At 35.9% G+C, this 24,510-nt stretch carries 15 protein-coding genes; all 15 read left to right on the top strand.

Translation table 11 applies throughout. The annotated features are described in order from the left end of the window. Positions 1 to 84 precede the first annotated feature (84 nt). The 15 genes from FEZ18_RS00920 to FEZ18_RS00850 all read left to right on the top strand — a co-directional run bounded on the left by FEZ18_RS00920 (position 85) and on the right by FEZ18_RS00850 (position 24,442). Positions 85 to 1,248 (top strand): AGE family epimerase/isomerase, encoded by a 1,164-nt coding sequence (locus FEZ18_RS00920; protein WP_153266573.1) that lies wholly within the window; start codon positions 85 to 87, stop codon positions 1,246 to 1,248. Positions 1,249 to 1,277: 29 nt separating this feature from the next. After that, positions 1,278 to 2,426, top strand: coding sequence for a sialidase family protein (locus FEZ18_RS00915; RefSeq protein WP_228122805.1), 1,149 nt, complete (start codon positions 1,278 to 1,280; stop codon positions 2,424 to 2,426). Between the two features lie 214 nt (positions 2,427 to 2,640). Then, positions 2,641 to 4,716, top strand: coding sequence for a GDSL-type esterase/lipase family protein (locus tag FEZ18_RS00910; protein ID WP_153266572.1), 2,076 nt, complete (start codon positions 2,641 to 2,643; stop codon positions 4,714 to 4,716). A 21-nt stretch (positions 4,717 to 4,737) separates the two neighbouring features. Continuing rightward, positions 4,738 to 5,916, top strand: coding sequence for a glycoside hydrolase family 27 protein (locus tag FEZ18_RS00905; protein WP_153266571.1), 1,179 nt, complete (start codon positions 4,738 to 4,740; stop codon positions 5,914 to 5,916). A 12-nt stretch (positions 5,917 to 5,928) separates the two neighbouring features. Continuing rightward, the gene (locus FEZ18_RS00900; protein WP_153266570.1) at positions 5,929 to 7,992 is read left to right on the top strand and encodes a family 20 glycosylhydrolase; all 2,064 of its coding nucleotides are present in this window, start codon (positions 5,929 to 5,931) and stop codon (positions 7,990 to 7,992) included. A gap of 17 nt (positions 7,993 to 8,009) precedes the next feature. Then, a complete protein-coding gene (locus FEZ18_RS00895) occupies positions 8,010 to 10,247 on the top strand; it encodes a GH92 family glycosyl hydrolase (RefSeq protein ID WP_153266569.1) in 2,238 nt (745 codons plus the stop codon). Between the two features lie 46 nt (positions 10,248 to 10,293). After that, on the top strand, positions 10,294 to 12,171 hold the full coding sequence (locus FEZ18_RS00890) for a sodium:solute symporter family protein (RefSeq protein WP_153266568.1): 1,878 nt from the start codon (positions 10,294 to 10,296) through the stop codon (positions 12,169 to 12,171). 135 nt (positions 12,172 to 12,306) lie between these two features. After that, positions 12,307 to 13,272: a glycoside hydrolase family 130 protein gene (locus FEZ18_RS00885; RefSeq protein WP_153266567.1), complete on the top strand. Its 966-nt coding sequence runs from the start codon at positions 12,307 to 12,309 to the stop codon at positions 13,270 to 13,272. A gap of 9 nt (positions 13,273 to 13,281) precedes the next feature. Then, positions 13,282 to 14,352: a carbohydrate-binding family 9-like protein gene (locus FEZ18_RS00880; RefSeq protein ID WP_153266566.1), complete on the top strand. Its 1,071-nt coding sequence runs from the start codon at positions 13,282 to 13,284 to the stop codon at positions 14,350 to 14,352. Continuing rightward, on the top strand, positions 14,353 to 15,504 hold the full coding sequence (locus FEZ18_RS00875) for a glycoside hydrolase family 18 protein (protein WP_153266565.1): 1,152 nt from the start codon (positions 14,353 to 14,355) through the stop codon (positions 15,502 to 15,504). 64 nt (positions 15,505 to 15,568) lie between these two features. Beyond that, positions 15,569 to 16,882: a sugar MFS transporter gene (locus FEZ18_RS00870; protein ID WP_153266564.1), complete on the top strand. Its 1,314-nt coding sequence runs from the start codon at positions 15,569 to 15,571 to the stop codon at positions 16,880 to 16,882. 288 nt (positions 16,883 to 17,170) lie between these two features. After that, the gene (locus FEZ18_RS00865) at positions 17,171 to 18,181 is read left to right on the top strand and encodes an isoaspartyl peptidase/L-asparaginase family protein (protein WP_153266563.1); all 1,011 of its coding nucleotides are present in this window, start codon (positions 17,171 to 17,173) and stop codon (positions 18,179 to 18,181) included. A 71-nt stretch (positions 18,182 to 18,252) separates the two neighbouring features. Beyond that, a complete protein-coding gene (locus FEZ18_RS00860; RefSeq protein WP_153266562.1) occupies positions 18,253 to 20,583 on the top strand; it encodes a family 20 glycosylhydrolase in 2,331 nt (776 codons plus the stop codon). A gap of 2 nt (positions 20,584 to 20,585) precedes the next feature. Then, on the top strand, positions 20,586 to 21,935 hold the full coding sequence (locus FEZ18_RS00855) for an alpha-L-fucosidase (RefSeq protein WP_153266561.1): 1,350 nt from the start codon (positions 20,586 to 20,588) through the stop codon (positions 21,933 to 21,935). A 320-nt stretch (positions 21,936 to 22,255) separates the two neighbouring features. Continuing rightward, positions 22,256 to 24,442, top strand: coding sequence for a GH92 family glycosyl hydrolase (locus FEZ18_RS00850; RefSeq protein WP_410505145.1), 2,187 nt, complete (start codon positions 22,256 to 22,258; stop codon positions 24,440 to 24,442). The last annotated feature ends 68 nt before the right edge of the window (positions 24,443 to 24,510 follow it).

Genomic DNA, 24,510 nt, shown 5'->3' with positions numbered 1-24,510 from the left:
CTTATGTTTGTATTATGTCTGACATATAAAAATACAATTTTTTTATTCAAAAACTAAAGATAATTTTTAAAATATCTCTAATACATGAATTTTTCTAAACTTTATAAAGATACGTTACTTAATGATGTGATTCCATTTTGGGAAAAGCACTCTATCGACCAAAAAAATGGCGGTTATTTTACCTGTTTAAACACTAAGGGAGATGTTTATGATACCGATAAATTTATTTGGCTTCAAGGGCGACAAGCCTGGACTTTTTCAATGCTTTACAACAAAGTTGAGAAAAATGAAAATTGGTTGGCCATTGCTAAGAATGGTATAGATTTTTTGCGTAAATACGGCATGAACAGCGAAGGAGACTTTTATTTTTCTGTTACGGCCGATGGTAAACCCTTAGTGCAAGCTTATAACATATTTTCAGATTGCTTTGCGGCTATGGCGTTTAGTCAGTATGCTATAGCTTCTGGTGATGAGGAGGTAAAAGCACTTGCCAAAAAGACCTATTTTAATATTTTAAATAGAATCGAGAATCCAAAAGGTAAGTACGAAAAAAATACCGATACAAGACCACTAGTTGGATTTTCACTTCCTATGATTTTATCTAATTTGGTACTGGAATTAGAGGCCATTTTAGACCCAAAAGAAGTAGAAAAAACTATAGATTACAGCATCCATCAAGTTATGGAGGTGTTCCTAGATAAAAAAACAGGTTTAATTTTTGAAAATGTTTTACCAAACGGCGAGCATCATGACAGTTTTAATGGACGTTTATTAAATCCAGGACATGGCATTGAGGCCATGTGGTTTATGATAGATATTGGTGTACGTAAAAACGACCAAGCTCTTATTGATAAAGCTACCGAAACGATTTTAACAATTCTAGACTATAGCTGGGATGATAAATATGATGGCATTTTCTATTTTATGGATGCCAAAGGACATCCCCCTCAGCAATTAGAATGGGACCAAAAACTGTGGTGGGTACATTTAGAAACCTTAGTAGCACTTGCAAAAGCATACGAACACACTAAAAACCCTGAAATTTTAAAATGGTACCATAAGGTTCACGACTACGCTTGGGCTCATTTTTCAGATCCAGAAAATGGCGAATGGTTTGGTTATTTAAACCGTCAGGGTGAGGTTTTATTAAACTTAAAAGGGGGTAAGTGGAAAGGCTGTTTCCATGTACCAAGAGCAATGTATCAATGTTGGCAGTCTTTTGAAAAAATTGAAGCCAATCAAAAATAAATAATTATTAACCAGCAAAATAAATAAAAATGATTAGAAGTACAGTTTTATTACTAATGATGGTATTATTAGGATCTTGTAAAGATAATAAGAATGCAGAGCGAGTTGAGAATAATGAGCCCAAGAAAGAGGATTTAGAATTTGTAGCACTGTTTAATGCAGGCATGGAAGAGGGTGTTAATTGTTACCGGATTCCTGCCATTGTCACAGCACCTAACGGCGATTTAATTGCCGCTATCGATCAGCGCGTGCCAGATTGTGGTGACTTAAAATGGAGTAGAGATATTAATATTATTGTTAGAAGAAGTAGCGATAATGGTAAAACGTGGACACCTATTGAGATGGTGATCGATTTTCCAGAAGGTAAATCGGCTTCCGATCCATCAATGATTGTAGATGAAGTTACAGGCGATATTTTTATGTTCTATAATTACATGAATTTAGACACCGAAAAAGACATTTACTATTTACACGTTATGAAGAGCTCAGACAATGGTAAAACCTGGAGCGAGCCAGAAGATATCACGTCTCAAATTGCAAAGCCAGAATGGCATAAAGATTTTAAATTTATTACTTCAGGTCGTGGTATTCAAACACGTTCAGGAAAACTATTACACACGATGGTTAACCTAAATAGCGGTTTGCACTTATTTGGAAGTGACGACCATGGTAAAACTTGGTATTTTATCGATACACCTGTTTTACCTGCTGATGAATCTAAGGTTATTGAACTTGCAGATGGCTCTTTAATGATTAACGCCAGAGTGAATAAAGAAGGCATACGTTATGTACATACTTCTAACGACGACGGTAAAACTTGGCAGACCAATCCAGTACCAGAATTAATTGATCCTGGTTGTAATGCAAGTATTATTCGATATACAGCCATTGAAGATGGATACGAAAAAAATAGAATACTTTTTTCTAATGCCCAATCTAAAAACAAGCGTGTAAATATGTCTGTTCGTATTAGTTACGATGAAGGAAAAACGTGGAGTGAAGGGAAGACCGTGTATCCAGGTTCATCGGCTTACTCGTCTTTAACTATTTTGGAAAACGGTGATATAGGTCTATTTTTTGAAAAGGACGAATACAAAAACAATGAGTTTGTTAGCTTCTCATTAGAATGGTTAACCGATGGAAAAGACAGCTATAAAGCACCAAAAAAACAAGAATAGTTTTAGTTCGCACACATAAAAGGGAATAACACAATTCTCATTTTATAGGTTTTATTATTAAGTTGGGCGTTGTCGAGATGCTATTCATTTTTAAAAATTTGAACCTTTCGTCAGCGCCCAATTTGTTTTTTATTCAGAAGTTAATTTAAGATAGCCAGACATTAAGGACACCTGAAAAGTAGTATGCCATTTGGTTTTAATTCAAACAAAAAACATGTCTCGTAAAATAATTAATAGCAGTGTATTTATAGTGTTTTTTATGACTTGTATGGGCTTCGGACAAACTATTAGAGTGGCTTGCGTTGGAAATTCTGTGACTTATGGTGCTGGTATTGAAGGTAGAGCCACCAATGCTTACCCTGCCCAATTACAAAATTTACTCGGCGCCCAATATCAGGTGGCCAATTTTGGATTCTCTGGCGCTACCATGCTTAAAAATGGGCATAAACCTTATTGGGATAAATCTGAATTTAAAGCATCTCAAGACTTCGCACCTCAAATTGTAATTATCCATTTAGGATTAAATGATCAAGGCAATAACAATTGGCCAAAACATAAAGACGAATTTATTTCGGATTATTTAGACATGATAGCGATTTATAAAAATCTGCCATCAAAACCTAAAGTCATCATTTGTAAAATGACACCTACTTTTTCTGGGCACCATTGGTTCGAAGAGGGTATGCGTGAAAGTTTTCAAGACATTCAAGATAAAATCGAAACCATTGCTAAAAAAGCAAGCGTAGATATTATAAATCTGCATGAACCCCTATATCGTTATCCAGAATATTTCCCGGATCATTTACATCCCACAAAACAAGGGGCTACCGTAATAGCACAGAAAGTATATAGCGCCATTACTGGGAATTTTGGCGGACTAAAACTCCCAGAATACTATGGTGAAAACATGGTGTTTCAACAAAATGCACCGCTTGTTATTTCTGGCACAGCCAACGCGAACGATGTTATAACGGTTGCTTTAAATAATCAAAATGCAACCGTAAAAGTACCAGAAAATGGAGCTTGGCAAATTACGTTACCTGCGATGAAAGCTGGCGGGCCTTATCCGCTTAAAATACAATCAAAACAATCAAAAAACATTCATTTTAATAACGTGTATATTGGCGAAGTTTGGTTGGCTTCTGGACAATCTAATATGGATTTCAAAGTGCGAGAAATGCAATCGGCATCTTCCGTTTTAAAAGACTCACTCCATTCGAAAATTTTTGTGTTTTCCATGGATCCAAAGGTCTTACATGGAAACCCATTTAATGATGAAGAGTTAACACATTTAAGTACAAACGATTATTTTAAATATTCTGGTTGGAGTCACAATAATAAAGACGCTATAAAGAATTTTTCTGCGGTAGCTTACGCTTTTGCTTATCAGCTTCAAAAAGAATTAAACGTGCCTGTTGGCATTATTTGTAACGCTGTTGGCGGCTCGCCCATACAAAGTTGGATAAGCAGAGAACGCATGGAGCAAACGCACGAAACCATTAGTTTACTTAATGATTCATGGCAAAATCCGTTGATGGACTCTTGGGTGTCTAAAAGAAAATCTGAAAATTTTAATCGTAATAAAAATTTAAAAGCGAGACATCCTTACGATGCCACGTTTTTATTTGATACAGGAATTCTACCACTTAGAGATTTCAATTTTAAAGGGGTTATTTGGTATCAAGGAGAATCGAACACAGAGCATATCGATTTACATACACAACTATTTAAAATGTTAGTTAACGATTGGCGTATACATTTTAACAAGCCAGAACTTTCTTTTTATTATACCCAATTGAGTAGCATTAACCGTCCCAATTGGGGTGCCTTTAGAGACTCGCAGCGCAAATTATTAGCTATTCATAATACTGGAATGGCTGTATCTTTAGATGTTGGTCATAAAACCGACGTGCATCCTACACAAAAATGGATTATTGGTGAGCGATTAGCTAAAGTCGCCTTAGCCAAATCTTACAATAAACCAGTGGCGTATTCGGGACCTTTGTTAGATTTTGTAAATGTGATAAAAGACAAATTGGAAGTCCATTTTAAATTCAGTAAAGGTTTGAAAACCATTGATGGCTCTGCCGTAAAAGATTTAGAAATAGCTGGAGAAGATAAAGTTTTCGTAAAAGCTAATGCTGAAATTAAAGGCGATAGGCTGATAGTTTGGTCAGAAAAGATTACAAAACCCAGATTCGTGAGATATGGCTACACGTCTTATACTCGTGCAAATCTTATAAATAAATACGGTTTACCAGCACCAACATTTTCAAATACCACAGATTAGATAATTTAAAAACACCATCAAATGAAAGCATTTTACCTATTTTTAACAGTCTGTTTTTTATCAGCAAAAGATATTTATGCTCAAAAATTCGAGAACCTCGCCTTAACACCTCCTATGGGATGGAACAGTTGGAATGCTTTTGAATGTGAAGGCGTTAATGAAACGGTAATTAGAGAAATGGCCGATGCCATGGTAGAAAAAGGTTTAAAAGATGTGGGTTACGAGTATATCGTTATTGATGATTGTTGGCAAATAGGACGAGACGACAACGGCTATATTATTGTCGATAAAGAGAAATTTCCTTCGGGTATAAAAGCTTTGGCAGATTATGTTCATGCCAAAGGTCTAAAATTTGGTATTTATTCTGATGCAGGAACAATGACTTGTGCACGCCGTCCTGGAAGTAAAGGTTATGAATTTAAAGATGCCGAAACCTATGCCAAATGGGGCGTCGATTATTTAAAATACGATTGGTGCTTTACCGAAGGACAGGATGCGAAACAGTCGTACAAATTAATGCGAGATGCCCTGTATAAGGCAGGCAGACCTATTGTGTTTAGTATGTGCGAATGGGGCGAGAACAAACCTTGGGAATGGGCAAAAGATGTTGGACATCTATGGCGAACCACTCTTGATATTGATATGAATGGTAGGTTTGATGGTAATGTAAATGGCAACCTCTTTGGATGGTCCGATTTAGTAGATATGCAAGTCGGCTTGGAAAAATATGCGGGACCCGGACATTGGAACGACCCCGATATGCTCGCCGTTGGTAACAACATGCCTATAAACGAAGCCCGAGCACATTTTAGTATGTGGGCTATGTTGGCAGCACCTTTAATGGCAGGGAACGACCTAAGAACCATGTCTTTTAGCGATCAAGAAATACTAACAAATAAAGAGTTAATTGCGATAAACCAAGATGCTTTGGGTAAACAAGGTTTTAAGATTAAAGACTACGGTAATTTCGAGGTTTGGCAAAAACCACTATCCAATGGTGAAATTGCTATTTGCTTATTTAATAGAGAAATTAAGAATAAAAAATACGAAGTGGATTGGTCTAAACTGCAAATCAAAAAGTTTTCTGGAAAATATTCAGTTAAAAATTTATGGCAAAATAAAGTAATCGGGACTACCGATATTAATTATAAAATTGAAGTGCCTGCCAGAGATGTTGTGGTTTTTAGATTAACAAAATAAATTAGTTGTAAAATGACCTTACCAAAAATTAAATTTATAATTTATTTAATACTTACCGGAGTTTTTATTTCAGGATGTGTGGGCTCTAATGCCGTTAACCTTGAAGATAAATACCCAATAATTCCAATACCAAAAGAAATTCGTTTTGGTGATCAAGAGCTTCATTTTGAAGATATTAATATTGAAAGCTCCAGTTTTGAAAATGAAGCAAAATTAGTGGTCGAATTTTTCAAAACAAAGGGGATACCAATTTCTGAAAATGGTTTAAAGATTCAATTAATAAAAGAAAACAGTTCTGTTGATAATAATAATAATAATAATAATAATAATGATGAAGCCTATACCTTAAGCATTTCAGATAAAATAGTAATTGCAGCTCATACTGATAAAGGCATATATTACGGCATTCAATCTTTAAAACAGATTTTCAGAAAAAAAAATGAAAAAGGGGTTTTACCTAAAGTGGAGATAATCGATTCGCCCGCATTTAAGATTCGTGGTTTTATGCACGATACAGGTCGTAATTTTCAATCGGTGGGGCAACTAAAAGAGCAAATTGAAGTCTTAGCACAGTATAAGTACAATGTGTTTCATTGGCATTTAACCGATAATCCAGGATGGCGATTAGAAAGTAAAATCTATCCAGAGTTACAAGCAGAACACGCTACCTCTAGACAAAAAGGTAATTATTATACACAAGAAGATTTTAAAGACATTCTAGCTTTTTGTAAGGAAAGAAAAATAACGGTCATTCCAGAGTTTGACATTCCGGGACACACCGACGCTTTTAGAAAGGCCTTGCAAATTGATGCCATGCGCGACCCCAAAGTAAAACCCATTTTAATGGATTTGTTTCAAGAGCTTATGAATTTAGCAGATGCCGAAACCATGCCATACATTCATATTGGAACCGACGAGGTACGTAACGATTACGAGCGTGTTTCTCAAGATGTTATTTTTGAAATCATGAATTTGATTAGAAAGAACAATAGAGAAGTTATTGTCTGGAAAGAGGGTATTGTAGTAAAAAGAGATTCTACGTCTATCAACCAACTTTGGGCCTATCATGAGGGCCGAAAAGGCCATCGCTTTATAGATTCTAGGAGTAATTACATCAATCATTTAGACCCGTTTGCTGGTATGGCACGTCTGTTTTTTCAGCAACCTACCAGACAGCCTAAAGGCGATGCTTTAGCGCTTGGCGGTATTTTAGCCGCTTGGCCAGACAATAATATAAATGATGAAAGAGATATTTTAATTCAAAATCCTATTTATCCGTCTATGGTGTTTTACGCCGATGCTATTTGGAACGGTCGAGCAAAAGATTATCCAGAATATTGGGCTAAACTGCCAGCAAAAGGCACCCAGGAATTTAATGCGTTTAAAGCTTTTGAAGACAAGGTAATAACACATAGAGATTTGTTTTTTAAAGGCAAAGAGTTTCAATATATTAGGCAAACCGATAAGCATTGGAAATTAATAGGACCTTTTAATCACGGTGGTGATGTGGAGAAGTCTTTTCCTGTAGAAAAAAACATCAAATCATCTTATGAAATTAATGGAAAGCCATTTACTTGGACAGATTCTCATGTGGGTGGCACCATTCATCTAAAGCATTTTTTTGGTTTTCCTGCGGTGACTGAGGCAAAACAAGGCACGTATTACGCTTACACATCTATATATTCGCCAGACGACCGAGTTCAAGATTTCTGGGTAGGTTTTCAGGGTTGGTCTAGATCTGGCGGCAGGCGAGTGGGGCCTTTTCCAGATCAAGGCGACTGGCATACCACAAAACCAAAAATTTGGGTGAATGACATCGAAATTGCACCACCTGTTTGGAAACAACCAAATCTAGGTACAAAAACCGATGAAATTCCATTTATAGACGAAGATTATTTTTATAGAGCACCAACAAAAATCAACTTAAAAAAGGGTTGGAATAAAGTTTTGTTGAAAATTCCACAAGATACAAATTCGTGGAAATGGATGTTTACTTGCATTCCTATACAGGTTACAAAAGACGGCTTTCGAGAAGCAAACGATTTAAAATACAGTACCACATTTAAAAATCTTTAATTTTAAAATTTAAGTAAATGAAAACCATATATGTACTAGTTTTTAGTCTAATTTTTATAATGGGCTGTAATAAAAAAACCGAGCATAAGCCTATTAAAACAACATCTTTGCTAGATTATGTAGATCCTTTTATTGGTACTGGCGGCCATGGGCACACATACCCTGGAGCAACTGTACCTTTTGGGATGTTGCAAGTTAGCCCCGTAAATGGCATTAGTGCTTGGGATTGGTGTTCTGGTTATCATTATTCAGATTCTATAGCTATTGGCTTTAGTCATTTAAATCTTAGTGGAACGGGTATTGGCGACCTGGCTGATATTTTATTCATGCCCGTAAATAAAGAAGTCGATCTATCTATTAATCCAATCTCGAGAGATAGTATTTCCTACAAATCGGCTTATAATCATAACAACGAAAAAGTATCACCAGGGTATTATCAAGTATTTTTAGAAGACCATAATATTAATGTGGAATTAACAACTTCAAAAAGAACAGCAAGTCATAAATACACCTTTAATCAAGACGATATACAATCGGTAGTCATAAATTTAGGATTTGCCATTAATTGGGATAAAGCTTTAGAAACCTCCATAAAAATTGAAGACAAATATACCATTAGCGGTTATCGATTTAGTACGGGTTGGGCTAAAAATCAAAAAGTATTTTTTGTTGCTAAATTCTCTAAACCAATTGCAAATTATAAGCTCTATGAAGACGGTAAGCTATCCAATAAAGATTTTGCCGAAAGTACAAAAACATCTTCACAGTTGTTTTTTAATGCTGATGATAGTAATGAATTACACGCCAAAGTGGCATTGTCATCAGTAAGTGTAGAAAATGCAAAAGCCAATTTAGAGGCAGATACTTTTAATTTTGAAGCAGAAAAACTTGAAGCAGAAAACATTTGGGATAAGGCCTTATCTCACATAATAGTTGAAACTCCTGTAGATTCTTTAAAAACTATTTTTTACACGGCCATGTATCACGCGCAGTTAGCACCAGTTACTTTTAGTGATAAAAATGGTCAATTCCGATTAGAAAATGATAGCATTGTTACGGCAAAAAATTACACCGCATATTCTACCTTATCACTCTGGGACACCTTTAGAGCGCAACATCCGTTATTAACTTTAATGGAACCAGATAGAGTTTCAGATATGGTGAATTCTATGTTAGCCTATTACGAAACTAAAAAAATATTGCCAGTTTGGACCTTATACGGCAACGAAACCAATACTATGACAGGTTATCATTCTATACCTGTTATTGTTGAGGCTTACAAAAAAGGGATTCGTGGTTTTGATGCCGAAAAAGCCTTCGAAGCAATGAAAAATACCATGACGCAAGACGAACGCGGATTGATTAATTATAAGAAATACGGTTATATTCCTTATACGTTAATAGACGAGTCGGTGACCATAACCTTAGAATATGCTTATAACGATTGGTGTGTTGCAGAAATGGCAAAAGCCTTGGGTAAAGATGACGATTATCAATTTTTCTTAAATCGATCGAAGGCCTATGCGTATTTATTTGATAATGAAACAGGCTTTATGCGTGGTAAATCTGAAGACGGTAAATCTTGGAACGAACCCTTCGATCCAAAACATTCTAACCACAGAGAACAAACTGATTATACTGAAGGCAATGCTTGGCAACACAGCTGGTTTGTACCACACGCCGTTACCGATTTAATTGGGCTACACGGCGGCAACGAAACCTTCACAAAACGTTTAGAACAATTATTTACAGAAAGCTCTGAAATTACCGGCGATAATATTTCGGCAGATATTACGGGACTCATCGGGCAATATGCGCATGGTAACGAGCCTAGTCACCATATCGCTTATATGTTTAACCATGCCAATCAACCTTGGAGAACACAATATTGGGCGCGTCATATTATGGATACTCAATACAATACCACGCCAAACGGCTTGAGTGGTAACGAAGATTGCGGACAAATGTCTGCTTGGTACGTCTTGAGTTCTGTGGGTTTATACCCTATGAATCCGGCTTCGGGCGACTATGAAATAGGAACGCCAATCTTCGAGAAATCGACGATCAATCTTCCAAATGGCAAAACCTTTATAATTAAAGCAGAAAATGTTTCAGATAAAAATTTCTATATACAATCTGCGACTTTAAACGGTAAGGTTTTCAATACCACAAATATTTCACATGAAGAGATACTAAACGGAGGCACATTGCATTTTGTTATGGGACCTGAGCCTAATAAAAATTGGGGCATCTAAAATTAACTATTATCAACAATAATTAACAACTAACAACCACCAACAAATGAATAGTATTGATGTTTCAATTATTGCAATCTACATCATTTTAACATTGTGGGTAGGCATCTGGATTTCTAAAAGAGCCTCCAAAGGTTTAGATTCTTATTTTCTAGGTGGTAAATCCATTAAATGGTATTATTTAGGATTGAGCAACGGTTCTGGAATGTTCGATATTTCTGGAACAGCCTTAATGGTGGGTTGGCTTTTTCTATATGGCACAAAGAGTTTTATGCTCATGTGGTTGTGGCCTATATGGAACCAGATTTTTATTATGATGTTCTTGGCCGTTTGGATTAGACGCTCGGATATCATGACGGGCTCTGAGTGGATTTTAACCCGTTTTGGCGACGACAAAGCTGGTCGCGCTTCACACAAAATTGTAGCACTTTTTGCAGTAGTTGCTGCCATTGGTTTTATTGCTTACTTTTTTGAAGGTGTTGGTAAATTCTTAACCGTTATTTTACCTTGGGATTTAGCGTTGTTTGTGGGCAACTCAGAATGGTTAACTTCAGAACAATCTTATGCTTTAATCATTATTTTGCTAACTACCATTTATACTATAAAAGGCGGTATGTTTTCTGTGGTAGCGACCGAGGTTTTACAGTATGGTATAATGGTTCTAGCAGGTGTTTTAGTTGCGGCATACACGTTTTTTGCTTTTAGCGATATGGAAATTACAAGTGTGATTACCGAAGAATGGAAAACTGTTTTTTTTGATTGGGAATTAGACACACACTGGAATTCAGAATTTCAAAAATTTAATGATTTAGTCGATTCTGAAGGTTATAAAATGTTTGGTGCTTTAATCGGGATGAGCTTGTTTAAAGGGTTCTTTGCAAGCATCGCTGGACCAACGCCAAGTTTTGATATGCAGCGTATTTTATCAACAAAAACCGTAAAAGAAGCGGCTTATATGAGTGGTTTTACAAATTTAGTATTGTTTATTCCGCGCTATTTATTAATTGGAGGAGTGGTTGTAATTGCTTTAGTGGTTTTGGCACCTCAAATGGCGGCAAATCCTAATCTTACTGGTGGCGATTTAGAAATTCTATTACCTCAAGTGATTAATTTTCACGTACCTGTTGGCATTAAAGGATTACTTTTAGCTGGTCTTTTAGCTGCCTTTATGTCCACGTTTTCAGCGTTTGTAAATGCTGGACCCGCTTATATTGTAAACGATATTTATAAAAAATACTTTAAGCCAAAAGCTACCGATAAGCACTATATTAAAGCCAGCCATATCGCATCCTTTTCGGTAGTTGCTTTAGGGGTTTTTATGGGATTTTTTGCAGACTCCATTAATTCATTAACCTTATGGATTACCAGTTCTTTATTTGGTGGTTATGTAGCTGCCAATTTTTTAAAATGGGTTTGGTGGCGATTTAATGGTTGGGGCTATTTTTGGGGTATGTTGTCTGGATTAGTTGTTGCCAGTTTACAGTTTTTGTTAGATCAAAATAAAGCCAATTTAACGGAAGGCACTCTGCTTTTTGAATTAGCGCAGATGTCTGCTATTTTCTTATTCCCAATAATTTTCGGGTTCTCATTATTAGGTTCGTTTCTAGGAACCTATTTAAGTAAACCAACTAATATGGACGTTCTGAAATCTTTTTACGCCAACGTTCACCCATGGGGATTTTGGAAACCGGTGTTGAAAGAATTGAAGAAGGACAATAAAAAAATAGAACGAAATTCAGAGTTTTGGAGAGATATGGTAAATTGTGCCATTGGGATTGTTTGGCAATCTAGCATGATTGTATTGCCTATCTATTTTATTATTCGTGATTATCCAAAAGCATTTATTTCTTTAGGTGTGTTTTTAATAACGACTATTATCTTGAAATTCACATGGCTAGATAAAGTTAGAAAAATTCCGAATTAAGTGAAGAAAGAAAGTAGTACAAGGTACAAAGTACAAATTACAAGGTATAGAGAATAGAGAAAAGATTAACAAAAATAAATAATTTAAACGCTTCAGTACCCTTTGGGGTTAGGAGGCTTAAAAAAAGAAACTATAATGAGTACAATTCCTTGGCAAGATAAACCAGATGGTTGCAACGATGTAATTTGGCGATATTCAGAAAACCCAATTATAAATAGATATGATATTCCAACTTCCAACAGTATTTTTAATAGTGCTGTAGTCCCTTTTAAAGGTGGTTTTGCAGGTGTTTTTAGGTGTGATAATAAAGCGGTACAAATGAATATTTTTGCTGGTTTTAGTAAAAATGGTATCGATTGGGATATCAATCACGAACCTATTATCATGCAAGCGGGCAATACCGATATGATTGAATCGGACTATAAGTACGATCCACGGGTTGTATTTATTGAAGATCGATATTGGATTACCTGGTGTAATGGCTACCATGGACCAACCATTGGGATTGCATATACCTTCGATTTTAAAGAATTTTACCAGTGTGAAAACGCTTTTTTACCTTTTAATAGAAATGGCGTTTTGTTTCCACAAAAAATAAATGGTAAATACGCCATGTTAAGTCGTCCCAGCGATAATGGTCATACACCTTTTGGCGATATTTATATAAGTTACAGTCCAGATATGAAATATTGGGGCGAGCACCGTTGTGTACTTAAAACCACACCTTTTGAAGACAGTGCTTGGCAATGCACCAAAATTGGCGCAGGACCTATTCCTATTTTAACTAACGAAGGTTGGTTAATGATTTATCACGGTGTTATTAATACCTGCAACGGATTCCGTTATGCTATGGGATCTGCAATTTTAGACGAAAACGAACCTGATAAAGTAAAATACAGAACCCAACCTTATTTATTAGGACCAGCAGAGTTATACGAAACCACAGGCGATGTGCCAAATGTCGTGTTTCCGTGTGCGGCTTTACACGATATAAAAGAAGATAAATTAGCTATATATTATGGCGCTGCAGATACGGTTGTGGCTATGGCCTTTGGGAAATTGAGTGAAGTTGTTCAGTTTACAAAAGATAATAGCTTATAAGAAGAATTTATGTTTTTAAAATTTAACTTTTTATTAATTTTACTGGTGTCAAAGGCTGTTTTTGCACAATCTGAGAACGCAACAATTCCAAATAGTTATATTGCTTTTCATACTTCCGAAGCATTAGAAATTGACGGAGATGATACTGAAGTGGCTTGGGAAAAAGTGCCATGGTCTCAGCCCTTTATAGATATTCAAGGTGTTAAAAAGCCAAAGTATAACACACAGGTAAAAATGCTTTGGGACGACACCTATTTTTACATTTTTGCAAAACTAGAAGAACCCCACGTTTGGGCAGATATTACACAGCATGATGCCATTATTTTTCACAATAACAATTTTGAAGTATTTGTAGATACCAATGGCGATGCTCAAAATTATTATGAAATTGAAGTGAATGCCCTAAATACGATTTGGGATTTATTCCTTTCAAAACCGTATCGTGAAACCAATGTAGTTTTAAATGATTGGACCGCCACAGGAATGAAATCTGCTATTAAAATAAACGGCACTTTAAATAATCCCACTGATGTTGATCGGGGGTGGACAGTCGAAATGGCTTTGCCATGGCATATCTTTAAAACCTCATATTTTGAAAAAAACGTCCCTAAAAATGAATTTTGGCGTGTAAATTTCTCAAGAGTGAATTGGGAACATCAACTTACAAACGGAAAATACCAACGTAAAAAAGAAGCGAACGGAAAGCTCCTGCCTGAATACAATTGGGTTTGGTCGCCACAAGGCGTGATTAATATGCATGAACCAGAAAAATGGGGTTATGTATATTTCTCTTCAAAAAAAGCTGGTGAAACTGATGTTTTTGATATCCCAAATGATGATAAAATTAAATGGAAATTATTTGAATTGTACAGGGCACAAAACGATTTTAAAAATAGAAATAAAAACTGGGCAACCCGTATTAAAGATATTTCAAACACTCCAATTACTGTTGAAGGGGAAACAATACAGCCCATTTTAGAGCACCACAGTTTTGGTTATACCATTTCTATTGAAAGTCCGTTTACAAATGCCTTATTAATTATAAAAGAGGATGGCTCTTTTCTTAAAAAAGACAAATAAATGAAACAGTTAACGTATTTAGTTTTAGCATTACTTTTTTTCGGATGTTCTAACGGAACAGAAAAAAAAGAAGCTTCAAATAAAATAGTAAAACCCGATATAAAAACAAACGAAAATTATAAAATTATTGGCTATGCTGCGGGTTATGAAGATTACGATTTTTCTAAAATCGATGCAACCAAATTAACACATATCAACTTTGCTTTTGCAAATATTGTAGAAGGAAAAGCAGCTTTTGAGTTAGAAACGGATGCCGCCAAAATTAAAACCTTAATCGGACTTAAAAAACAAAATCCAGATTTAAAAGTGTTGTATTCTGTTGGTGGCTGGGTGTGGTCCGATCAGTTTTCGACCATGGCGGCTTTTGAAGATTCGCGACAAATATTTGCTGAAAGTTGTGTGGAATTGATGAAAAAGCACGGTTTTGATGGTGTAGATTTAGATTGGGAATATCCTGGACAACGTGCAGAAGATAATATTTTCCGTCCGTCAGATAAAGATAATTTCACCTTGCTTTTAGCAGCTATTCGTAAAGCTTTAGATGAGGAAGGAAAGAAAAACAACAACCATTATTTACTAACCATTGCAACAGGTGCAGATCAAGCATACATGAATCATACCGATTTGGCAGAGGCGCATAAACACCTCGATTTTATAAACGTGATGTGTTATGATTTTTTTAATGGCTGGATGCATCAAACGGGGCATCATGCGAATTTGTATCCTTCAGAAAAAGACAAATACAATGTAAATAGTGGCGTAGAAGCTATAGATAGGCACATAAAAGCTGGTGTTCCGGTAGATAAATTGGTTCTTGGTATGCCTTTTTATGGCAGACAATGGGCAAAAGTTTTTTCGGTAAAAGATGGCTTATATGAGCCCGCTCGAGAAGGTGGTATGATTGTGCCTTATTGGGATATTAAAGCAAAAATAAAAACGGGTAAATACGAGAATTTTTACGACGAGTCTGCAAAGGCTTCTTATTTATGGAATGCTACAGATCGTATTTTTATTTCTTATGACACACCTAAAGAGATACAATTAAAAGCATCCTACATCAAAGAAAAAGGTTTAGGCGGTGCCATGTTTTGGGAATATAGCTTAGACCAAGACCAAGAATTGTTAAACGAACTTTACAACGGTTTAAACTAACTTAAAAGTGTATTTTTCTGTCAAATAAATTTTATTGAATCAATTTTAAAAAGAAACACAAAGCATGTCAAATCAAAAATCGTATCGTTCAGCATTTATTCTATTAACGGTCTTATTTTTTCTCTGGGGATTTATAACGGTTCTGGTAGATTCTTTAATTCCGCGCCTGCGTGAACTGTTCACACTATCCTATTTTCAAGCAGGTTTGGTACAATTTGCATTTTTTGGAGCTTATTTCTTATTATCTATACCAGCCAGTTATATTCTTTCAAAAATAGGTTATAAAAAGGGTATTATTTTAGGATTAATGACTATGGCTTTGGGGTGCCTGCTTTTTTATCCAGCAGCGTCCTATCGGGTTTTTGGCATTTTTATGTTGGCTTACTTTATTTTGGCAGCGGGTATAACGGTATTGCAAGTAGCGGCGAATCCTTTTGTTGCCGTTTTAGGGTCTGAAGATGCCGCTTCTAGTCGTTTAAATTTATCTCAGGCTTTTAATTCTTTAGGAACTGCTGTCGCTCCAGCCGTGGGCGCCTTGTTTATTCTAAGCGATGTGATAAAAACAAAAGACGAAATTGCTACTCTGGAGCCCGCTATTAAAGAAGCGTATCTAAGCTCTGAAGCTGCAGCAGTGCAAACGCCTTTTTTGGGTTTAGCAGCGTTTATTAGTTTTATTGCCTTTATATTTTTGTTTGCCAAATTACCAAAAATGATTTCTGAAACGTCTACAGGAACCTATGCTGAGGCCTTTAAAAATAAAAAATTAATGCAAGGGGTATTAGGTATTTTGTTTTATGTTGGTGCCGAGGTCGCTATTGGGAGTTATTTGGTAAACTACTTTTTAGATATGAATTTAGTCTCTGTAATTAAAGAAAATGCGATGATGAAAGCCATTGCAGAAGGCATTCTTAATTCAGGATTAACAGATAAAGATGGTAAAGCCATTGTTGGCGTTTTTGTGACGTTCTACTGGTCTGGAGCCATGATTGGTCGCTTTGTTGGTGCCTATCTAACCAAGATTATAAAACCAGGAAAAGTGTTGGCAATTTTTGCCAGCATTTCTATAAGTTTAATTTTAGTATCAGTAAGCACGGTTGGTTTGGTAAGTATGTGGAGCATTTTGGCTGTTGGTTTGTTTAATTCTATCATGTTCCCAACTATATTTACTTTAGCAATTGATGGTATTGGCTATTTAAAGCCAAAAGCTTCAGGTTTATTATGCACTGCTATTGTTGGTGGCGCTATTATTCCGCCAATTTTTGGGTTATTAACCGATTATATAGCGTTTAAAAATGCTTTGTTGATTATTATATTGTGTTATGCTTATATTGTTTGGTTTGGTTACAAAAACGGAAAAGCTGACGCTCTAATTGTGTAATCCTTTAAAAGAGATAAACAATCTGTGTTTTACAACTATTTAGAACTTTAGAGCATCACGTATTTATTAAATGTTAAAATGTTTACAGTAAAAATTTTAAACAACAGCTTATCGTATAAAGATATGCAATCGGTTACTTTAAACGGGAAATTAATAGAGAGAAATATATCAGAGATAAAAAGATTATTAAAGGCGGTGAATTAATCTTTAACAGGTATATAACACCTAATAAGCTCGGTGAAACCGCACGGCACCAAGCTCAAAAATGTATCAATAAAAACACACAGTATGTCTAACAGAAGAGATTTTATAAAAAATGCAGCTCTAGGGACTTTAGGTTTCAGTACGATTTTAAGTTGCGAAAACTTAGTGAAGGAAGAGGAATTAGCACCATACCATGCTATAAAAACACCAAAAAAACCATTAATAATATCAACTTGGAATCACGGTTTACCAGCCAATGAAGAAACTTGGAAGCAATTAAAAAACGGGAAATCTGCAATAGACGCAATGGAAGCTGGCATGCGAATCCCCGAGGCCGATCCTAAAGTACGTAGTGTGGGTTACGGCGGTTATCCAGATAGAGAAGGGAAGGTGACTTTAGATGCTTGTATTATGGATCACAATAGCAATTGTGGTTCGGTGTCTTATTTACAAGGCATAAAACACCCTATTTCTGTAGCCAAAAAAGTCATGCAAAATACGCCACACGTGATGTTGTCTGGACAGGGTGCGCTTCAATTTACCTTATCTGAAGGTTTTAAAGAAGAAAACCTTTTAACTGCTGAAGCTGAAACCGATTGGAAAAAATGGATGGAAGAATCAAAATATAAGCCAGTTATAAATATGGAAAATCACGATACCATTTCCATGTTAGTGATTGATGAAAACGGCAATATTTCTGGATCTTGTACTACAAGCGGTGCGGCATGGAAAATGCATGGACGTGTGGGAGATTCGCCAATAATAGGCGCTGGTTTGTTTTTAGATAATGAGGTGGGTGCGGCCGCTGCAACGGGTTTGGGAGAAGCCGTAATTAGAACCGCAGGAAGCGCTATGGTTGTAGAATTAATGCGCCAAGGCAAGTCGCCTTTGGAAGCTTGCAAAGAAATTGTAGAGCGTATTTTTACAAAACATAAAAACCATAAAGACATGGAATATTTGCAAGTTGGTTTTATCGCTATTAATAAAAACGGAGAGCATGCGGGTTACAGTTTGCGCTCTGGTTTCAATTATGCTGTTGCCGATGCCGAATATGGAAACCGAATGGAAGATGCGAAATTTAAAATAGCGGAGTAGGCTAAAATCGGTAAACAAAAATCAAAATAAATTATGAAGACATATAGATTACTAATTAAAAATTTGTAAACATGAGTGTATTTAAAAAGGTTCTGGTATTGTTTTTAATGGCGACTGTAATGGCTTGCCAAGACGCTAAAGAAAATAAAAACTTTACAGAAGCAGATATTGCTGTAATCCCAAAACCAGCAAAATTAGAATTGGAAAAAGGTGCTTTTCAGTTTGATGAAAACACAAAATTTATTGTTGTAAATCCTTCTCAAAAGGAATTAACCGCTGTTTTAATCGATAAGTTTAAAAACGTTTCGGGTTGGGATTTAGAGGTTTTAAATCAAGCTCCTAAAACTAATTTTGTTCAATTGGTAATTGATGAAAATTTAGAGAAGGAAGGCTATACCTTAGAAGTGAATTCAGATCGCGTATTAATTTCTTCAAAAGAACAAGCTGGTTTTGTTTATGGTTTAGAAACACTAAGGCAGTTGCTTCCAACAAGCATTGAAAGTTCAGAGCAGGTGGCCGATACAGATTGGTTAATTCCAAATGTAACGATTAAAGATGCGCCTCGATATCAATACAGAGGTTTAATGTTAGATGTTTCTCGTCATTTCTTCGAAATAGACTATTTAAAGAAAACCATTGATCGATTGGCTATGCTAAAAATGAATGTCTTGCATTTACATTTAGTGGATGATCAAGGTTGGAGAATTGAAATAAAAAAATATCCAAAATTAACCGAAATTGGTGCTTGGAGAGTCGATCAAGAAGATAAACATTGGGACGGAAGATATACGCCTTCTCCAGATGAAAAAGGGACTTATGGCGGGTTTTATACCCAAGACGAATTAAAAGATTTAGTGGCGTATGCAGCAACTAAAAGTATCGAAATTATTCCCGAAATTGAAATGCCAGCACATGTATCCTCAGCAATTGCATCGTATCCCGAACTTTCGTGTCACGGTAGACGCATTGCTGTGCCATCTGGCGGACTTTGGCCCATTACAGATATTTATTGTGCAGGAAAAGAAAATACCTTCGAGTTTCTAGAAAATGTGTTGTTAGAAGTTATGGACATTTTTCCATCAAAATACATTCATGTTGGTGGTGATGAAGCTACAAAAACCGAGTGGAAAAAATGCCCAGATTGTAAAAGAAGAATGAAAACTGAAAAGTTAGAAAATGTTGAAGAACTACAAAGTTATTTTATTACCAGAATGGAGCGTTTTATCAATGCTAAAGGAAAACGTTTAATAGGCTGGGATGAGATTTTAGAAGGCGGTTTAGCACCAGAAGCTACAGTAATGAGTTGGCGTGGTGTAAAAGGTGGTGTAGAGGCCGCAAAGCTGGGTCATGATGTGATTATGACGCCGGGCACGCATTGTTATTTTGATCATTATCAAGGCCCACAAAATGAAGAGCCTTTAGCTTGGGGCGGTTATACCCCATTGAGTAAAGTCTATACTTTCGATCCTGTTGTGGACGGTTTAACAGTAGAGGAAGCCAAACACGTTTTAGGAGGCCAAGCAAATCTTTGGTCTGAGCAAATTAAAACAGAATCGCATTCAGAATATATGATTTTTCCTAGATTAGCTGCTTTATCAGAAACACTTTGGTCTCCAAAAGAATCGCGTAACTGGGAAGATTTCTCAACCCGAATTGGTACCCTATTTGAAAGATTTGATGACCTCAATATTAACTATGCGAAAAGCGCTTATTTAGTCATGAATGATGTTAGTATTGATATAGAAACAAAAGAAGCCTCGATCGTTTTGAAAAACGAATTTACCAATGCCGATATTCGTTATACATTACATGATAAAAAACTAGACGATAATGCCATTAAATACACAACGCCTTTAAAAATTGACGAAACGACAACTATAAACGCCTCTTTATTTAAAGATGATAAAGCGGTTGGTAAACCCTTTCAAACTACCATTGAATTTCATAAAGCCGTTGGTAAAAAAGTAAGCTATAAAGAAGTTTATAGTGAGCAATATCAAGGTGAAGGCGAATTTGGTTTGGTAAATACTTTACGCGGTACCAAAAACTTTCACGATGGCCACTGGCAAGCTTGGTTGGTTAAAGATATGGAAGCTGTGGTCGATTTGGGCGAAGAGACTTCCATTCAAGAAGTTATTTTAGGCACTTTGGAAAATCAAGGACCAAGTATTTATTTTCCTACCTCTGTAACGGTTTTTATTTCTAAAGATGGTAAAACTTATCGTGAAGTGGGTTCAGTAAAAAGAGCATTTGCCAAAAATCCTGCTTCAGAATTAAAAGATTTTACAATTTCTTTCGATGCTCAAAACACAAGATTTGTAAAGGTAATAGCTACCAATTTAAAAAAGACACCAAACGGCGGTGATGCTTGGTTATTTGTTGATGAAATTATAATTAAATAAGTATGAGGTGTTTAAAATTAACAGGCGTGTTGTTTTTCTTGTTTGTGAATCAGATTTTTGCGCAAGAAAAATTAACTAAAGCAGACCGATTAACTTGGTTTCAAAACGCTAAATTAGGGGTGTTTATCCATTGGGGATATTATGGCGTAAATGGGATTGGTGAATCTTGGTCTCTGTACCATAAACGTATTTCTTATGATGATTATATGGCGCAAGGCGAAAAATTTACCGCTAAAAACTATAAGCCAGAAGCTTGGGCAAAACTATTCAAAAAAATAGGGGCCCGTTACGCGGTTTTAACAACCAAACATCATGATGGTGTGGCCTTGTGGGATACAAAATACAGCCAATTAAATGTGCTAGAAAAAACACCTGCAAAGCGCGATTTAGTCGCGCCTTTTGTCAAAGCATTAAGGAAAGAGAACTTAAAAGTTGGTTTATATTATTCTTTAATCGACTGGTCGCATCCAGATTACGAGGTGGTTTTTCCACGTCCAGACACTCGAAACAATTTTCCGCAAAAGCAACAAGACCAATTAACGCCTTGGCAACGTTTTATCAAATTTAATAACGGTCAAATGAAAGAGTTAAGTACCAATTTTAATCCAGATTTATGGTGGTTCGATGGCGATTGGGAAAAAACTAGCGAACAATGGCGCGCAGAAGCTTTAAAAGACACTTTGTTAGCTTGGAATCCCTCAGTTATAGTAAACTCGAGATTAAAAACACATGGCGATTACAGTACACCAGAGCAAGGGGTTCCTATAGTTAGACCAGAAGGTGCCTGGGAGTTTTGTATGACCATGAACGATAATTGGGGTTATTTCCCATCAGACACCAATTACAAACCTATATCTCAAATTATCAGAACTTTTGTTGAGGTAATTGCTTCTGGTGGTAATTTATTGCTCAATATTGGTCCAAAACCAGACGGCAGTATTGCAACAGAACAATTAGAAAGATTGGAAGCCTTGGGAGATTGGATTAAAAAGCACGAAACTGCCGTTTTTAGTACGAAAGCGGGTTTGCCTTATGGTCATTTTTACGGACCAACATTGTTAAGTAAAGACGATACTAAAATTTACTTGGCTTTGTTTGATACCCCCAAGGATTATATTTCTTTAAAAGGTCTTCAGAATAAAATAAAATCGATTAAAGTAGTTGGTACCAATGAAGAATTGGATTTTGAAAGAAATGGTGGTGCCGCTTGGAATAATATTCCTGGAATTTTAAGAATTGAAGTGCCTTTAGAAAAGCATTTAGATGAAAATGTCACGATTATAGAAGTCGAATTGGAAGATGCTCTGTTATTATACAGAGGTCATGGCAACGCTGTAGAATTGAATAAATAAAAACCAGGTTACTGGATTTAAATAAGCAGCTTTAGGTTAAATCAATTAATGGTGATATTTCGTATGGTTTCAGGTTTAAATGTTTTGGCGAAACACACCAAAACATGTGTGGTTTAGAAGGGTATTATACCAGTTTAATTTTGAAATGTCGTATGGTTAATTTGGTATTAATTATAGGGGTATAAAATTTATAATGTAGAAAGATGAGTTGTAGTACGGTTAAAATAAGATCTATGAAGAAAGTAGTTTATTCGTTTAAAACTAGAAAACACAAATTTAGTATTAGAGTTATTATTTCACTTTTAGGTCTTGTAGGTTATATGAATTTGGGAGCACAAGCACCAATTAATTATGTAAATCCATTTATTGGAACTTCAAATTATGGCGCTACAAATCCAGGAGCTATGGCACCAAGAGGCATGGTTAGTGTTTCGCCATTTAACGTTGCAGGTCCGCAAAATTTGCCGTTGGAAAAAGATAGTCAGTGGTTGTCTACACCCTATGTGCACGAAAACACCTTTTTAACGGGGTTTTCTCATGTGAATTTAAGCGGTGTGGGTTGTCCAGATTTAGGTGTTATTTTGGCCATGCCAACAACCGGAGCTTTAAAAACGAATCATTTAGAATATGGAACAGCATATACAAACAAAGTTTCAAAACCAGGGTATTACAGTGTTGAGCTCTCAAAATACAATATAAAGACCGAACTAACCGCAAGCACTCGAGTAGGAGTGAGCAAGTATACCTTTCCAAAAGGAAAATCTAATATACTTATTAATTTGGGCCTTGGTTTAACAAATGAGGAAGGCGCAATGGTTAAAATCGTGTCTCCAACCGAGGTTGAGGGCGTTCGAAATGTAGGCTCGTTTTGTTACTATAAGCCAGAGGAATCTTATCCTGTTTATTTTGTTGCAAAATTTAGTAAGCCAGCAGAAGATTTTGGGGTTTGGAAAAAACCGAGAACTCACGATGGTATTGAAGCGCAATGGATGCCCTATAACGGAAAAACCCGCATATATAAAAATTATAGAAAAGAAGTTATTGGGGATAGTATAGGGAGTTATTTTTCGTATAATTTTGATAAACCAACCGAGGTTGAAGTAAAAATTGGTGTGTCTTACGTGAGTATTGAAAATGCTAGAGAAAACCTTGAAAAAGAAACCGGAAATTTATCATTTAAAGATATCTATAAAGAAACCGCTTCAAAATGGAACGATTTGCTATCTAAAATAGAAGTAGAAGGTGGTTCTAAAGACGATAAGACTATTTTTTATACGGCGTTGTATCACACATTAATCCATCCCAATATTTTAAATGATGTTAATGGAGAATATCCCACTATGGGAAAACGTGAAACCGCAAAAACGGATGGCACACGTTTTACAGTATTTTCATTTTGGGACACCTATAGAAATTTACATGCATTAATGTCGTTGGTGTATCCTAAACAACAATCGAACATGGTAAAAAGTATGCTTAATATCTACGACGAAAGTGGTTGGTTGCCTAAATGGGAGCTTAATGCTACCGAAACCACAACTATGGTTGGCGATCCTGCTGGTATCGTTTTAGCTGATACCTATTTGCGAGGCATTCAAGATTTTGATATTGAAAAAGCTTACGAAGCCATGCGTAAAAGTGCAACACAGTTAGAAAACAATCCGTTACGACCTGGTATTAAAGACTATATTGAAAAGGGATATCTAACCACTAAAACAACCAATAGCGGTTCGGTTTCTACCACGCAAGAATACAATATAAGCGATTTCGCATTGGCACAATTAGCAAAAAAATTAGGTAAAAAGGAAGATTATAAATTGTTTTCTAAACGCTCTGTAACCTACCGAAAGCTTTTTGATAGAACCTTTAATTTGTTGCGTCCAAAAAATGACGACGGTTCTTGGTACGCGCCTTTTGACCCAAATAAAGGTGCTAATTTTGAAACCAACTTGGGTTTTATTGAAGGTAATTCTTGGCAATATACATTTATGGTGGCTCACGATACCAAAGCCCTAATGAAATTAATGGGAGGTAAAGAAAACTACGTTGCTAAATTGGATGAAGTTTTTGAAATCAATCAATTTGATATGGCTAACGAGCCCGATATTGCTTATCCGTATTTATACAATTATGCAAAAGGTTACGAATGGAAAACACAAGAGCGTGTTAACGCACTAATAAGTAAATACTTTACCAACAAACCTGCGGGTTTACCAGGAAACGACGATACGGGTACTATGTCTGCCTGGTTAATTTATAGTATGATGGGTATATATCCTGTTTCACCAGCAGATCCCATGTACGCCATTACAGCACCCAGATTCGATAAAATTACGATACATCTAGATAATACATATTATGAGAATGATGTCTTGATTATCGAGAAATTAAACCAGAAAAACGGAAAAATCAAACAGATATTAGTAAACGGAAAAATACACAAAAACTTTTTTATCAACCATGATGAATTGGTGAATGGTAATAGCTTAAAAATGATTTTAGAATAAATTACTATGTTGAAACAGTTCTTACCAAGCACAAAGTTAGTTTTCTTAAGCTTTTCTAATATTCTTAA

It is taken from the genome of Oceanihabitans sp. IOP_32 (genome assembly GCF_009498295.1).
In the GTDB taxonomy this organism is placed as follows: Bacteria; Bacteroidota; Bacteroidia; order Flavobacteriales; family Flavobacteriaceae; genus Wocania; species Wocania indica.
The sequence above is the reverse complement of the archived record's forward strand: the minus strand, read 5'-3'. Positions and strand labels throughout refer to the sequence as shown.